The organism is Variovorax sp. GW821-FHT09B01, from assembly GCF_059418345.1.
This window is the reverse complement of record NZ_JBWKPQ010000021.1, coordinates 138,137-151,955: the sequence shown is the minus strand read 5'-3', so window position 1 is coordinate 151,955 and position 13,819 is coordinate 138,137. Positions and strand designations below refer to the sequence as shown.

Annotated in this window: 14 protein-coding genes; 9 read left to right on the top strand and 5 right to left on the bottom strand. The window is 70.0% G+C overall.

Features of this window, described 5'->3' with window-relative positions:
* The 5 genes from AC07RV_RS36385 to AC07RV_RS36365 form a co-directional block, all read left to right on the top strand.
* A partial coding sequence (locus tag AC07RV_RS36385; RefSeq protein ID WP_495330464.1) for an ABC transporter permease occupies positions 1-795 on the top strand: 795 nt, incomplete at its 5' end.
* Positions 796-830: 35 nt separating this feature from the next.
* Positions 831-1,823, top strand: a complete 993-nt coding sequence (locus AC07RV_RS36380; RefSeq protein WP_495330467.1) for an ABC transporter ATP-binding protein — start codon at positions 831-833, stop codon at positions 1,821-1,823.
* The gene (locus AC07RV_RS36375) at positions 1,820-2,632 is read left to right on the top strand and encodes an ATP-binding cassette domain-containing protein (protein WP_444852744.1); all 813 of its coding nucleotides are present in this window, start codon (positions 1,820-1,822) and stop codon (positions 2,630-2,632) included. The genes AC07RV_RS36380 and AC07RV_RS36375 overlap by 4 nt, the downstream gene beginning before the upstream one ends.
* 120 nt (positions 2,633-2,752) lie before the next feature.
* Positions 2,753-4,249, top strand: a complete 1,497-nt coding sequence (locus AC07RV_RS36370; protein WP_296788317.1) for an ABC transporter substrate-binding protein — start codon at positions 2,753-2,755, stop codon at positions 4,247-4,249.
* A gap of 239 nt (positions 4,250-4,488) precedes the next feature.
* Positions 4,489-5,976, top strand: a complete 1,488-nt coding sequence (locus tag AC07RV_RS36365) for an ABC transporter substrate-binding protein (protein ID WP_296788314.1) — start codon at positions 4,489-4,491, stop codon at positions 5,974-5,976.
* Positions 5,977-6,151: 175 nt separating this feature from the next.
* Here AC07RV_RS36365 and AC07RV_RS36360 read toward each other — a convergent pair whose 3' ends face one another.
* Positions 6,152-7,015 (bottom strand): LysR substrate-binding domain-containing protein, encoded by an 864-nt coding sequence (locus tag AC07RV_RS36360; protein ID WP_296788311.1) that lies wholly within the window; start codon positions 7,013-7,015, stop codon positions 6,152-6,154.
* Between the two features lie 111 nt (positions 7,016-7,126).
* Here AC07RV_RS36360 and AC07RV_RS36355 point away from each other — a divergent pair, with 111 nt between their 5' ends.
* The 3 genes from AC07RV_RS36355 (at position 7,127) to AC07RV_RS36345 (ending at position 10,629) form a co-directional block, all read left to right on the top strand.
* Positions 7,127-7,525 (top strand): tautomerase family protein, encoded by a 399-nt coding sequence (locus tag AC07RV_RS36355; RefSeq protein WP_208509943.1) that lies wholly within the window; start codon positions 7,127-7,129, stop codon positions 7,523-7,525.
* Between the two features lie 43 nt (positions 7,526-7,568).
* Positions 7,569-8,945 carry a tetratricopeptide repeat protein gene (locus tag AC07RV_RS36350; RefSeq protein ID WP_296788306.1) on the top strand — a complete coding sequence of 459 codons (1,377 nt, stop codon included), beginning with the start codon at positions 7,569-7,571 and terminating at the stop codon, positions 8,943-8,945.
* Between the two features lie 94 nt (positions 8,946-9,039).
* Positions 9,040-10,629 (top strand): N-acyl-D-amino-acid deacylase family protein, encoded by a 1,590-nt coding sequence (locus tag AC07RV_RS36345; RefSeq protein WP_296788303.1) that lies wholly within the window; start codon positions 9,040-9,042, stop codon positions 10,627-10,629.
* 6 nt (positions 10,630-10,635) lie between these two features.
* Here the strand turns inward: AC07RV_RS36345 and AC07RV_RS36340 are convergent, their stop codons facing one another.
* Both AC07RV_RS36340 and AC07RV_RS36335 read right to left on the bottom strand, forming a co-directional pair.
* Positions 10,636-11,334 (bottom strand): histidine phosphatase family protein, encoded by a 699-nt coding sequence (locus AC07RV_RS36340; protein ID WP_296788300.1) that lies wholly within the window; start codon positions 11,332-11,334, stop codon positions 10,636-10,638.
* A gap of 44 nt (positions 11,335-11,378) precedes the next feature.
* The gene (locus AC07RV_RS36335; RefSeq protein ID WP_296788298.1) at positions 11,379-11,987 is read right to left on the bottom strand and encodes a Yip1 family protein; all 609 of its coding nucleotides are present in this window, start codon (positions 11,985-11,987) and stop codon (positions 11,379-11,381) included.
* 122 nt (positions 11,988-12,109) lie between these two features.
* On the opposite strand from AC07RV_RS36335, the gene AC07RV_RS36330 reads away from it, so the two are divergent.
* Positions 12,110-12,820 (top strand): alpha/beta fold hydrolase, encoded by a 711-nt coding sequence (locus tag AC07RV_RS36330; protein ID WP_296788295.1) that lies wholly within the window; start codon positions 12,110-12,112, stop codon positions 12,818-12,820.
* Positions 12,821-12,829: 9 nt separating this feature from the next.
* Here AC07RV_RS36330 and pcp read toward each other — a convergent pair whose 3' ends face one another.
* Positions 12,830-13,522, bottom strand: coding sequence for a pyroglutamyl-peptidase I (pcp, locus tag AC07RV_RS36325; protein WP_296788292.1), 693 nt, complete (start codon positions 13,520-13,522; stop codon positions 12,830-12,832).
* 35 nt (positions 13,523-13,557) lie between these two features.
* Positions 13,558-13,818: a hypothetical protein gene (locus tag AC07RV_RS36320; RefSeq protein ID WP_093347376.1), complete on the bottom strand. Its 261-nt coding sequence runs from the start codon at positions 13,816-13,818 to the stop codon at positions 13,558-13,560.
* Position 13,819: the final 1 nt, after the last annotated feature.

Below are 13,819 nucleotides of genomic sequence, written 5' to 3'. Positions count from 1 at the left end.
GTCATCGGCGGCGTGCTCGCCGCCCTGCTGCTGCTCGCGGCCCTGGTCTCCTACCTCTGGACGCCCTACTCGCCCTACGCCATGGACATGGCCAACAAGATGCAGGCGCCTTCGGCCAGCCACTGGCTGGGCACCGACGCCTTCGGACGCGACGTGGCCTCGCTGCTGCTGGTGGGCGCCCGCGCCTCCATCCTGGTGGGCGTCATCGCGGTCGGCATCGGCCTGGTGGTCGGCACCGCCCTGGGCCTGCTGGCCGCCGCGCGCCGGGGCTGGGTCGAAGAAGCCATCATGCGTTTCTCCGACTTCTCGCTGGCCTTCCCCGCCATCCTCTCGGCCATCATGATGACGGCCGTCTTCGGCGCGGGCATCGTCAACGCCATCATCGCCATCGGCATCTACAACATCCCCACCTTCGCGCGCATCACGCGCGCCTCGGCCAACGCCATCTGGTCGCGCGAGTACGTGGCCGCCGCGCGCGCCTGCGGCAAGGGAAGCTTCGCCATCACCATGCAGCACGTGCTGCCCAACATCTCGGCGGTGCTGATCGTGCAGATCACCATCCGCTTCGCCATCGCGATCCTGGCCGAGGCCGCCCTCTCCTACCTCGGCCTGGGCACGCAGCCGCCGCAACCGTCCTGGGGCCGCATGCTCAGCGAGGCGCAGACCTTGATGTTCCAGCAGCCGCTGCTGGCCGTCTTCCCCGGCATGGCCATCGCGCTGGCGGTGCTGGGCCTGAACCTGCTGGGCGACGGCCTGCGCGACCTGCTCGATCCGCGCCTGGCGCGCGCGAGGTGAGCGACATGGCAACCACCAGCACCGTGGCCAACCCCATGCCCCTCCTCGAAGTCGACAACCTCCACATCGGCCTGCAGACCCAGCGCGGCCCCGCCCAGGCCGTGCGCGGCGTCTCCTTCTCGCTCGAGCGCGGCCAGACCCTCGGCATCGTGGGCGAGTCGGGCTGCGGCAAGTCCATCACGGTCATGTCCCTCATGGGCCTGCTGCCGGCCACCGCCAAGGTCACGGGCAGCATCCGCCTGGACGGCCAGGAGCTCATCGGGCAGCCCGAGTCGGCCATGTGCCAGATCCGCGGCAACCGCATCGGCATGATCTTCCAGGAGCCGATGACGGCCCTGAACCCGGTGCACACCATCGCGCGCCAGGTCGGCGAGCCGCTGCGGCTGCACCGAGGCCTCACCGCCAAGCAGGCCCGCGCCGAGGCGCTGAACCTGCTGCAGCGCGTGGGCATCCCCGACGCGGCCTCGCGCCTGGATGCCTATCCGCACCAGTTCTCCGGCGGCCAGCGCCAGCGCATCGGCATCGCCATGGCGCTGGCCTGCGGGCCCGACCTGTTGATCGCCGACGAACCCACCACGGCCCTGGACGTGACGATCCAGAAGCAGGTGCTCGACCTGATCCAGAACCTGGTGGCCGAGATGGGCATGGCGCTGATCCTGATCTCGCACGACCTGGGCGTGATCGCCAACAGCGTGCAGCGCATGCTCGTGATGTATGGCGGCAGCGTGGTGGAGAGCGGGCCGACGCGGGCTCTCTTCGCGGACCGGGCGCATCCGTATACCAAGGGGCTGTTCGCGGCGCGGCCGGTGATCGGCGCGCCCAAGGGGCAGCGGCTGGCAACGATTCGCGGCAGCGTGCCCGAACTGGTGGACCTGCCTCCGGGCTGTCCCTTCGCGGGGCGCTGCAGCTACACGGTCGATGCCTGCCAGTCGACGCGCCCGCCGGCGGTGATGCTGCCTGACGACCATGCGGTGCGATGCATCCGGCTTGGAGAGATTGCAGAGATCGAAGCGGAGGCCGTGGCATGAGCACGACCACCAACAACACCCCGCTGCTGCAAGTGACCGACCTCGTACGCCACTACGCGCTGCCGCGCGAGAAGCTGCTGGGCCCGCCGCCCACGGTCAAGGCCCTCAACGGCGTGAGCTTCGAGGTGCAGGCCGGGCGCAGCGTGGGGATCGTCGGCGAGTCCGGTTCGGGCAAGTCGACCATCGCACGACTCGTGATGGCGCTGGACAAGCCCACCTCGGGCAGCGTGAAGCTCGAAGGGCGCGAACTGCACTCCTTGAGCAGGGACGAGCTGCGCACCGCCCGGCGCGACTTCCAGATGGTGTTCCAGGACCCCTACGGCTCCCTCGACCCGCGCCAGACGGTCGCGCGCATCGTGGCCGAGCCGCTCGAGGCACTGGCGCAGATCTCGAAGAAGGAGCAGCGCGAGCGCGCCGCCGAGTCCCTCGCCGCCGTGGGCCTGCGCCCCACCGACCTCGACAAGTACCCGCACGAGTTCTCGGGCGGCCAGCGCCAGCGCATCGCCATCGCACGGGCGCTGATCACCCGCCCCAAGCTCATCGTCGCCGACGAGCCCGTGAGCGCCCTGGACGTCTCCGTGCAGGCCCAGGTGCTCAACCTCATGCAGGACCTGCAGCAGCAGTTCGGCATCAGCTACCTGCTCATCAGCCATGACCTGGCCGTCGTCAACCACCTGTGCGACGAAGTGTGCGTGGTCTTCAAGGGGCAGATCGTCGAGCGAGGCACGCCGCAGGAGCTGTTCGCCAACGCGCAGCACCCGTACACGCGCACGCTGCTCGGCGCGGTGCTGCAGGCGCCGGGGCACTGAGCGCGCCTGTCATGCAACCAGGGCATAAGCATCTGGTTGCGCACCGGGCCTCTCCTCGCGGATGATGCGGCGCGCCCGGAGGGCGCATGCCCCCGCCACCGCTCAAAGGACCGCCCGCCCATGCTTCACAGACGCACCCTCCTCGCCACCGGCGCCGCCGCGCTCGCGCCCCTCGTGCTGCCGGCCGGTGCCCTCGCGCAGGCACGCCGCAAGGACACGCTGGTGCTCGGTCTCACGCTCGAACCCACGGGCCTCGATCCCACGGCCAAGGCCGGTGCCGAAATCGCCGAGGTGGTGCTCTACAACGTGTTCGAGACGCTGACCAAGATCAACTCCGACGGCAGCGTCACGCCGCTTCTGGCCGAGAGCTGGGAGGTCTCGCCCGACCTGCGCACCTACACCTTCAGGCTCAAGCGCGGCGTCAAGTTCCAGAACGGCGAGGCCTTCGACGCGAACACGGTCAAGTTCTCGTTCGACCGCGCCTCGGCCGCCAACAGCACCAACAAGGACAAGCGCTTCTTCGCCAACTTCACGACCCAGGCGCTCGACGCGAACACGGTGGTGCTGATCGCCAAGGAGATCGAGCCCGACCTGCTGTTCCAGCTCGGCCAGGCCTCGGCGATCGTGGTCGAGCCCAAGTCGGCCGAGGGCAATGCCACCAAGCCCGTGGGCACCGGCCCCTACCGGCTCGAGAACTGGGCCAAGGGCTCGTCGATCGTGCTCGCGAAGTGGGACGGCTACCGCCATGCCGACGCGGTGCAGATCCGCCGCGCGAGCTTCCGCTTCGTCTCGGAGCCGGCCGCGCAGACCACCGCGCTGCTGTCGAACGACATCGACCTGTTCCCGCATGCCTCGGTCTCGCGCAGCCTCTCGCAGTTCCAGAACGACAAGCGCTTCCAGATCCTGTTCAACGCCTCGCGCGGCAAGTCCATCCTCGCGATCAACAACAGGCGCAAGCCGCTCGACGACGTGCGCGTGCGCCGCGCGATCGCGGCCGCGATCGACCGCAAGGCGGTGATCGACGCGGCCGTCGATGGCCGCGGCATCCCGATCGGCAGCCACTACGTGCCGACCGCGCCGGGCTACGTCGACACCACCGGCATCAATCCCTACGACCCCGCGAAGGCCAAGCGCCTGCTGGCCGAGGCCGGCGTGAAGCTGCCGCTGCAGCTCGACCTGGTGCTGCCGCCCCCGCCCTATGCGCGCCAGGGCGGCGAGCTGATCGCCGCGCAGCTCGCGCAGGTCGGCATCGTCGCGAAGATCCAGAACGTGGAGTGGGCGCAGTGGATCAGCGGCACCTACGGCAACAAGAACTACGACCTGTCGGTGATCCTGCATGTCGAGCCCTTCGACCTCGTGAACTACACGCGCCCCGAGTACTACTGGGGCTACCAGTCGGCGAAGTTCAACGAGGTGTTCGAGAAGTCGCGCAACGCGCCGCGCGAGGCCGACCGCCTGCGCCTGCTGGGCGAGGCGCAGCGCATCCTGGCCGAGGACTCGGCCAACGTGTTCCTCTACCAGCCGCAGCTCATCACCATCGCCGCGCGCGGCCTGCGCGGCCTGTGGAAGGACGCGCCGATCTTCGCCAACGACATCGCCGCGATGTCCTGGGCGTGAGTGGCCGCTGACCTTTCGCGGCCCTCCGCATCCGGGAACCTCCCGAGGAAAAAGCGCCGCGCCGCGGCATCGGCGGCGGGCGCGCTGCGCGAGAATGCTTTTGGCTGCACGGCGTGGCATCTTTCCTGCTGCGCCGAGGGTCTCTCGCGGCGCAGCGCCTTGATTCGGGGCGCGCCGCCTCCTCATCCCCTCGAGGCAGCCCTTTGCCTTTCCAGACGTTTTTCCGGAGATCACCACGTATGTTGAACCGTCGCACCCTCCTCACCACCGCTGGCGCCACCGTGGCCCTGGCCACACCGCTGGCCGGCATGGCCCAGGGACGGAAGGACGCCATCGTGATCGGCATGGCGCTCGAGCCGCCGGGCCTCGATCCGACCGCGGGCGCCGCGGCCGCGATCGCCGAGGTGGTGCAGTACAACATCCTCGAGACGCTGACCAAGATCAACGCCGACGGCAGCGTCACGCCGCTGTTGGCCGAGAGCTGGGAAGTCTCGCCCGACCTCAAGACCTACACCTTCAAGCTGCGCCGCGGCGTGAAGTTCCAGAACGGCGAGCCCTTCAACGCGGCCACGGTCAAGTTCTCGTTCGACCGCGCCGGCTCGGACAAGAGCACGAACAAGGACAAGCGCACCTTCGCCAACCTCAGCACGCAGGCGACCGACGACTACACCGTGGTCGTGATCAACAAGGAGATCGACCCCGACCTGCCCTTCGTGCTGGGCCAGGCCACCGCGGTGATCGTCGAGCCCAAGAGCGCCGACGGCAACGCCACCAAGCCCGTGGGCACCGGCCCCTACAAGCTCGACAACTGGGTCAAGGGTTCCTCGATCACGCTGAGCAAGTGGGATGGCTTCCGCAACCCCGGCAACGCGAAGATCAACAAGGCGACCTTCCGCTTCATCTCCGACACCGCGGCCCAGGCCGCGGCCATGCTCTCGGGCGACGTCGACATGTTCCCGCGCATCGGCACGCGCGTGGTGCCGCAGTTCAAGGCCAACCCGCAGTTCCAGACCATCCTGGCCGGCTCGCGCGCCAAGACCATCCTGTCGATCAACAACCGCAAGAAGCCGCTCGACGACGTGCGCGTGCGCCGCGCGATCCTCGCGGCCATCGACCGCAAGGCCGTCATCGAGGGCGCGGCCGACGGCTTCGGCGTGCCGATCGGCAGCCACTACGTGCCCGGCGCGGCCGGCTATGTCGACACCACCGGCATCAACCCCTTCGACATCGAGAAGGCCAAGAAGCTGCTGGCCGAGGCCGGCGTGAAGACCCCGCTCGAGCTCAAGCTGACCCTGCCCCCGCCGCCGTACGCGCGCCAGGGCGGCGAGGTGATCGTGGCCCAGCTCGCCAAGATCGGCATCGTGGCGAAGGTGCAGAACGTCGAGTGGGCGCAATGGCTCAGCGGCACCTACGGCAACAAGGACTACGACCTGTCGATCGTCTCGCACGTCGAGCCCTTCGACCTCGGCAACTACGCCAAGTCGGACTACTACTGGGGCTACCAGTCGAAGGCCTTCGACACGCTGTTCGACAAGATCAAGACCACCGCCAACACCGCCGAGCGCAACAAGCTGCTGGGCGACGCGCAGAAGATGCTGGCCACCGACGCGGCCAACGGCTTCCTCTACCAGCCGCAGTTCCCGACCGTGGCGAAGAAGAACGTCAAGGGCATCTGGAAGGAAAACCCGATCTTCGTGAACGACCTGTCGGCCCTGTCCTGGGGTTAAGGAACGAGCCTCCTCCGAGCGCGGCGGTAGCACCCGCCGCGCAACCCAACGCCCCTCGTGCACGGGGCGTCGGGTACTCCCCGCAGCGAAATCAAGGAGGAGGCCGAAGGCCGGGGGACATTCGCGGAGGGGAGTACCCGGCGTCCCGTGCACGCGCCCCCGACGCCTCAAGAAACTAGGCCAGCTGCACGGCCAGCATCTCCCGCGCCCGAGCGACGAATTCCGTCTCTCCCCTGCGCCCCGGCAGGAACTGGAAAGCCACGCGCGGCAACGCCGGCAGCCCATGCGGCGCCGCGAGCCGCGCCACCCCTTCGCCGATCGCCGACTCGTTGAGGCAGGCCACGCCGAGCCCCGCCGCCAATGCCGACTGCAGCCCCGCCACCCCCGAGGCCACGTGCGCGAGCACGTAGGGCACGTGCCTCCGCCGCAGCAATGCCACCGTGAACTGGTGCAGCGAGCAGGTGTCGGGCAGCACCAGCAGCCGCACCGGCTCGCCGCGCACCACCCGCATGCCGGCCGCGCCCAGCCAGGCCAGCGACTCGCGCCGCAGCACCGCCGGGCTGCCCGGCGGCGGCGTCGACACGCCCGCGATGTGCATCGCCAGCGCCACGTCGAAATCGCCGCGCGCGTAGGCCGCGCGCAGCTCATCGCTCTTGAGGATGCTCACGTGCAGCCGCACGCGCGGATGGCCCTGCGCGAGCCGCGCCAGCAGCTGCGTCAGGTCGCCCGGACGGAAGTAGTCGGTGACCGCGAGCCGCAGCTCGCCCGCCAGCGTCTCGCCATGCAGGTCGCGGAAGGCCTCGTCGCTGAGCGCCAGGATGCGCCGCGCATGGACCAGCAGCCGCGCGCCGGCCTCGGTCGGCAACACCCCGGCCTTGCTGCGCGTGAGCAGCGACTGGCCCGCGCGCTCCTCGAGCTTGCGCATCTGCTCGCTGACCGAGGACTGCGAGAGGAAGACCCGCGGCGCCGCGGCCGTGAGGCTGCCCGCGTCGACCACCGCCACCAGCGTGCGCAGCTGTTCCAGATCGAATCCCTGCATGGCTCATCCATCCGATATTCCGATGACTTCCATCATATCTTCCCGCTTTTCCGATGACGAGGTGCTGCCCACAATCACCCCATCGACCACCCATCCACCAAGGAGTCCGTCATGCCCCACATCGTCGTCCACCTCTCCGGCCAACCCGATGCCGACCTCACGCGCCAGACCGTCGACGCCGTCGCCGAGCTCACCCAGAGCGTGCTCGGCAAGCAGCTGCCGGTGATCGCCATCACCGTGCAGTACATCGCCGCCGAGACCTGGTTCATCGGCGGCCAGTCGCTGGCCGCGCTCGGAAAGTCGGCCTTCCACCTCGACATCAGCATCACCGACGAGACCAACACCAAGGCCGAGAAGGCGCGCTACCTGCGCGAGGTCCATGCGGCCATGGCCAGGCTCCGGCCGAACCTGCATGAGGTCTCATACATCCACGTGATCGACGCGCGCGGCGCGGCCTACGGCTACGGTGGCAAGACCCAGGAGTACCGGCATCAACAGGCCGGTGTCTGAGGCGGCGCGTTGAAGCGGCCACGGGGGCATGGCACGATGCGCCATGCCTTCCGTCAGCCCCCCGTCGAACACCGTCCGCCACGCCGACAGCCTCGGCAACCCCCTCACGCTCGACGACGCCGCCAGCCTGCCGCTGGTCGACGATTTCGTCATGGGCTTCATCTCGAGCGAGGCCCGCGCGGTCAACCTGCTCGCCGCCACCGAGCGCGACCCGAGCCCCATCGTGCAGGCCTACGGCGCCACGCTGCACCTGTTCGCCGAATCGCGCGAGGCCGTGGCCAATGCGCGTCCCTTCCTCGCCAGGGCGCGCGAGCAGGCCGCGCGCGCCACACCGCGCGAGCAGCGCTACATCGCCGCCATCGAGGCCTGGGCCGACGGCGACATCGCGCGCGCCATCGCGCTGCATGCCGAACAGGCGCGCGAGCATCCGCGCGACCTGGTGTCGCTCAAGCTCGGCCAGTACCACTGCTTCAACACCGGCGACTGCCCCGGCATGCTGCGGCTCGCGCTCGCCGTGCTGCCGCATGCGGCCGAGGTGCCCTACGTGCACGGCATGGCGGCCTTCGGCTACGAGCAGTGCCACCTGATGCGCGAGGCCGAGGCCAGCGCGCGCCATGCGATCGCCCTGTGCCGCAAGGAGCCCTGGGCCCACCATGCGCTCGCGCACGTGATGCTCACCGAGGGCCGGCTCGCCGAAGGCCTGGCCTTCATGGAGAGCGTGAGCGACACCTGGGTCGGCCTCAACTCCTTCATGGTCACGCACAACTGGTGGCACGTGGCGCTGTTCCTCATCGACCTGGGCCGCGGCGACGAAGCGCTCGCGGTCTACGACCGCCATGCCTGGGGCGTGGTCAAGGAGTATTCGCAGGACCAGATCGGCGCCGTCTCGCTGCTCGCGCGGCTCGAGCTCGCGGGCGTCGACGTCGGCGATCGCTGGGACGACGTGGCGACGCACCTGCTGCAGCGCCAGGCCGACCACGTGCTGCCCTTTCTCGACCTGCAGTACCTCTACGGCCTGGCACGCGCGGGCCGGCCCGAGGCCGACACGCTGCTGGCCAACATCGAGGCCTTCGCGCCTCATGCGCCGGCCTCGACGCGCGCGGCCTGGCAGCGCGTGTGCGTGCCGGCCGCGCACGGCCTGCGCGCCCATGCGCGCGGCGACCTGACCGCGGCGATCGACGGCCTCGGCACCGCGCTGCCGCGCATGATCGAGATCGGCGGCAGCCATGCGCAGCGCGACCTGTTCGAGCAGGTCTACCTCGACGCGCTGGTGCGCAGCGGCACCGAGGCCACGCTGACCGGCGCGCAGGGCATCCTGCAGCAGCAGCTCAACGGCCAGCCCGAATCGCTGCGGCTGCGCCGGCAGGCGGCCGAGGTCTACCGCCAACTGGGCCTGCCGGAGATCGCCGCGCGCTCATGAGTTCAGGACATGGGGCGTGCCGCAAAAGGAATTGGCGGCACGCGCGAGGCGACTCCACACTGGCCGGCGTTTCCACCCGTGCCCACATCGCCCCATGCAGACCTCGCTCATCGCCCTGGCCGCGCTCGCCTTCCTCGCACCCTCGCTCCACGCCCAGCCGGCCGACGCACCGGTCGAACTCGACCTGCTGCTGCGCGGTGGCACCGTCTACACCGGCGACGATGACCGGCCGGTGGTCGGCGACGTCGGCATCGCGGGCGACCGCATCGTGTTCGCGGGCCGCGCGATGCCCGCGCAGTTCAAGGCGAAGCGCACCATCGACGCCACCGGCATGGTGGTGGCGCCGGGCTTCATCGACGCCCACACGCATGCCGACACCGACCTGCATTCGAACGACGCGCGCAAGCGCCTCAACATCCCGTTCCTGACCCAGGGCGTGACCACCGCCGTGATCGGCAACGACGGCTTCGGCGGCTGGGACATCGCCGCCCAGGCACAGCGGCTGCGCGCCGTGCCGGTGGGCACCAACGTCGCGATGTACGTCGGCTTCGGGCCGGTGCGCACCAGCCAGCTCGGCGAGGCCAACCGCCAGCCCACGCCCGAGCAGCTCGAGGCCATGGGCCGCCACGTGAGCCAGGCCATGTGCGAGGGCGCGCTGGGCCTGTCGACCGGGCTCTTCTATCCGCCGCAGAACTTCTCGAAGACCGAGGAGGTGATCGCGCTCGCGAAGGTGGCGGCGCGCCACGGCGGGCTCTACGACAGCCACATTCGCGACGAGTCCATGTACAACATCGGGCTCAAGGGCTCGATCGACGAGGTGATCCGCATCGGCCACGAGGCGAAGCTGCCGGTGCACGTGGCGCACATCAAGGCGCTCGGCGTCGACGTGCAGGGCCAGAGCGGCGACATCATCCAGCGCATCGAACGCGAGCGCGCCAAGGGCCTGGACATCACGGCCGACCACTATCCGTGGACCGCCTCGAGCACCCGCTTCTCGGCCGCGCTGATCCCGCCCTGGGCCATCGATGGCGGCCGCGCCGCGCTGCTGCAGCGCTTCGACGATGCCGCGGTACAGGAGCGGCTGCGCGGCGGCATGCGCGAGAACCTGCGGCTGCGCGGCGGGCCCGACGCGATCCTGTTCTCGGCCGGCAGGACGAAGTACGTGGGCAAGACGCTCGCACAGGTCGCGAAGGACACGAACGCCGACCCGGTCGACGCCGCCATCGCGGTGCTGCGCGACGGCGACCTGATGATCGCCTCGTTCAACCAGAGCGACGACGACGTGCGTGCCTTCATGAAACGGCCCTGGGTGATGACCTCGTCGGATTCCTCGCAGGGCCATCCGCGCGCCTACGGCACCTTCGCGCGCAAGTACGAGCAATACGTGGTGAAGGAGCACGCGATCTCGCTCGCGCAGTTCGTCCGCAGCAGTTCCTCGCTCACGGCCGACACGCTGGGGCTGGTGCAACGCGGCCATCTGCGGCCCGGCTACTACGCCGACGTGGTGGTGTTCGATCCCGCGCGCTTCGCCGCGCGTGCCACCTACACGCAACCGACGCTGCTGTCCGAGGGCGTGCGCACGGTGCTGGTGAACGGCCAGCTCGCGGTGGACCAGGGCCAGCCGACCGGCGTCGGCGCGGGCCGGCCGCTGCTGCGCACGCCGAAGGCCGGCAGCTGCGGCTGAGCCGCTTCAGTCCTTGCGCTGGAGGTGCCGCGTCTGGTCGTAGGTCGGCTGCGGCGGCAGGTCGGCCAGGTGCCGCGTGTCGGCCCACTCGACGATCTCGATCGCCTCGGGCGCCGCGGGATCGGCGATGCGGATGCGGTTGAAGCCGGCGTTGGGAATCTCGCTGCGGCGCGGACCGCTGAGACTCAGGCCATGCGCCGTGCGCCACACCATGTCGAGCACGCCGCCGTGCGTGACCACGATCAGGTGCTGCCCGCGATGCGCGCTGGCGATGGTGCCGAGCGCCGCGACGATGCGCGCATGGAACTCGCGCGGCGTCTCGCCCTCGGGCATGGCGTGGTCCTCGCGGAACTCCAGCCACTCTTCCCAGGCGCGCGGATGCAGGGCCTGGATCTCGTCGGAACGCATGCCTTCGGCGATGCCGAAGAACTGCTCGCGCAGCGAGGCCGTGGTGGCGATCGGCAGCGAGAGCTGCGAGGCACCGGGCGCCGCCGTCTGCTGGGCCCGCAGCAGGTCGCTGCTGATCACGTGCTGCACCGCGGTTTCCTGCGCCAGCCGCAGCCCGATGCGGCGCGCCTGCTCGTGGCCCATGTCGTTGAGCGGCACGTCGGCGTGGCCCTGGAAGCGCAGTTCGCGGTTCCAGGCGGTCTCGCCGTGGCGGATGAGGATGATGTCGGTGGTGGTGTCGGGTTTGGGCGTGGGCATCGACCGCCATTGTCCCACCACCGGCACCCGCGCAGGGTGCGCTTTCAGGCCAAGGCCAGCGGCAGTGCGCCCAATCGCAGCGCCGGCGAAGGCGTGAGCAGCGAGAGCACCCACGCGATCGTGAAGCCGCCGACGATGGCGCAGACCACCACCACCGCGGTGTAGGGCAGCGCGCGGTCGGCCGGGCACTTCATCAGCACCGGCAGGCCGAGGTAGATCAGGTAGATGCCGTAGAGCCCGCACAGCGCGCCCAGCACCGACAGCGAGGGCAGCAGGCTGAAGACGCCGCCGACCAGCGAGGCAGTGGAGGCATAGACCGCGAGCTTGAGCGCGGCGACCGGGCTCTGCACGCCGTCGAAGGTGGGCGCGAGCGCATCGACGATGAGCCCGACCACGAACACCACCACGAGCGACAGCACGTAGCCCACCGCCATGTTGACCAGCCCCGCGAGCACCGGCACGCGGAAGCTGACGCCGAAGGCGCCCATGCCGATCACCGACAGGCCGATGAAGCCGGCCACGGCCGGGATCAGCGCGAGGATCATCAGGTAGTTCTTGTAGAGCGAGGCGGCGTCCTCGGGCTCGGCATCGATCAGGGCCCAGGTGGCCTTGGGCTTGAGCAGGATGTCCTGCACGCGTTGAACCAGGTTCATGGAAGTCGAAGGGAAAGGAGAAGGGGTGGCGGCGCGAGTATGTCGAGCCGCGGCGCGTCTGGCTGCTGGCCAGGAAGCCTATGCCGATGCGCCGGGATGGCCTCCTCGCGCAGAATCCCGGCATGCCTGCCACCCTCGTACTTCTTCCCGGCCTCGCGTGCGACGCGCGCCTGTGGGACGCCCAGCTCCCCGCCCTCCCCTCCTCGCTCTCGCCGCGCGTGAGCGACGTCCAGCTGCGCCACGCCACCATCGAGGGCATGGCCGCCGCCGTGCTGGCCGAGAACCCCGGCCCGCTGGTGCTGTGCGGCGCCTCGATGGGCGGCATGGTCGCGATGGAAGCTGCGCGCCAGGCGCCCGGCCGCATCGCGGGCCTGGCGCTGCTGGGCACCAGCGCGCGGCCCGAGACGCCCGACATGCGCGCGCTGCGCGAAGGCGCGATCGAGTACTTCGCGCGCGGCGAGCTGCGCGAGGTGATCGAGCCCAACGTGTTCTTCGCCTTCCATCCGGCCCAGGCCGCCGACCCGGTGCTGGTGCAGCGCTACCTCGACATGGTGCTGGGCGCCGGCGCCGAGCAGCTCACGCGCCAGAACCGCGCCGTGATGGCCCGGCCCGATGCGCGCAAGCACCTCGCGTCGCTGCGCGCGCCGGTGCTGCTGATGTGCGGCGACGACGACCGCCTCGCGCCGCCCGAATGCACGCGCGAACTCGCGGCGCTGCTGCCGCAGGCGGAAGTGGTGTGGGTGCCGCAGTGCGGCCACATGCTGACGATGGAAAAGCCGGCGCTGGTCAATGACGCGCTCAACGGCTGGCTCGCGAAGCTGTTCGCGGCCTGAGCGTTGGGGTCAGTGCAGCAGGCCGCCGGTCTCGGCGATATCGCGCTCGACCTCGAGCGCGGTGCGCACCGCGATGCGCAGCGCCTCGACCAGGGTCGCGAGCGCCATGCTCGGCGCGCCCGGAAAGTTCGCCGCCTGCTCGGGCAGGTAGGGGATGTGGATGAAGCCACCGCGTACGCCCTGCACGCCTGGCTGCGCGCGCTGCGCGAGCTGGTGCATCAGGCCATAGAAGATGTGGTTGCAGACGAAGGTGCCGGCCGTGTTCGACACCGAGGCCGGCACGCCCGCGGCGCGCAGGTCGCGCACCATGGCCTTGATCGGCAGCGTCGAGAAATAGGCCGCGGGGCCCTCGGGCGCCACCGGCACGTCGACCGGCTGCAGCCCCGCGTTGTCGGCGATGCGGCCATCGTCGATGTTGATCGCCACGCGCTCGGGCGTGACCTCGGCGCGGCCGCCGGCCTGGCCGATGCACAGCACCAGCCGCGGCTTCAGTTCGTCCATCGCCTCGGCCAGCGATTCGATGGCCGCGCCGAAGACGCAGGGCATCTGGCGCGCATGCACCACCGCACCGGCGTGCTTCCAGCCGTCGAGCGCGCGCACCGCTTCCCATGAAGGATTGATGGCCTCGCCGCCGAAGGGCTCGAAGCCGGTCAGCAGCACGCGCGATGGTGGAGAGGTTCGGGGCGTCTTCGGCGAGGTCATGGGACCGACGTTACCGCAAGCGCCCCCTGGCGTCGCTACTTCCTGGGCGCGAGGTCGAGCGGATTGGCGGGCAGGTCACCGCGCGCGGGCTTGGGCTTCTGCTCGATCTTGCATTCGGCGTCCCGGAACGGGCCCGACAGCCGGTCCCAATCGGAGTTGATGACCTGCTGGAAGCACACGATCTTGCCGTTGTCCTTGTGCTTGAACAGATAGAACCCGCCGGTGGGTTGGGACAGCGCCGGACCGCAGATCAGGGCGGTGCCGAGCGCGAATGCGAAGGCTGCGATGAGTTTCATG

What these genes read in the sequence shown, in the direction of transcription:
- AC07RV_RS36335 (WP_296788298.1), bottom strand. Translation starts at nt 11,987, where the DNA reads ATGAACCTGGTTCAACGCGTGCAGGACATCCTGCTCAAGCCCAAGGCC.
- AC07RV_RS36365 (WP_296788314.1), top strand. Translation starts at nt 4,489, where the DNA reads ATGTTGAACCGTCGCACCCTCCTCACCACCGCTGGCGCCACCGTGGCC.
- AC07RV_RS36355 (WP_208509943.1), top strand. Translation starts at nt 7,127, where the DNA reads ATGCCCCACATCGTCGTCCACCTCTCCGGCCAACCCGATGCCGACCTC.
- AC07RV_RS36360 (WP_296788311.1), bottom strand. Translation starts at nt 7,015, where the DNA reads ATGCAGGGATTCGATCTGGAACAGCTGCGCACGCTGGTGGCGGTGGTC.
- AC07RV_RS36340 (WP_296788300.1), bottom strand. Translation starts at nt 11,334, where the DNA reads ATGCCCACGCCCAAACCCGACACCACCACCGACATCATCCTCATCCGC.
- AC07RV_RS36375 (WP_444852744.1), top strand. Translation starts at nt 1,820, where the DNA reads ATGAGCACGACCACCAACAACACCCCGCTGCTGCAAGTGACCGACCTC.
- AC07RV_RS36380 (WP_495330467.1), top strand. Translation starts at nt 831, where the DNA reads ATGCCCCTCCTCGAAGTCGACAACCTCCACATCGGCCTGCAGACCCAG.
- AC07RV_RS36330 (WP_296788295.1), top strand. Translation starts at nt 12,110, where the DNA reads ATGCCTGCCACCCTCGTACTTCTTCCCGGCCTCGCGTGCGACGCGCGC.
- AC07RV_RS36370 (WP_296788317.1), top strand. Translation starts at nt 2,753, where the DNA reads ATGCTTCACAGACGCACCCTCCTCGCCACCGGCGCCGCCGCGCTCGCG.
- AC07RV_RS36350 (WP_296788306.1), top strand. Translation starts at nt 7,569, where the DNA reads ATGCCTTCCGTCAGCCCCCCGTCGAACACCGTCCGCCACGCCGACAGC.
- AC07RV_RS36345 (WP_296788303.1), top strand. Translation starts at nt 9,040, where the DNA reads ATGCAGACCTCGCTCATCGCCCTGGCCGCGCTCGCCTTCCTCGCACCC.
- AC07RV_RS36320 (WP_093347376.1), bottom strand. Translation starts at nt 13,818, where the DNA reads ATGAAACTCATCGCAGCCTTCGCATTCGCGCTCGGCACCGCCCTGATC.
- pcp (WP_296788292.1), bottom strand. Translation starts at nt 13,522, where the DNA reads ATGACCTCGCCGAAGACGCCCCGAACCTCTCCACCATCGCGCGTGCTG.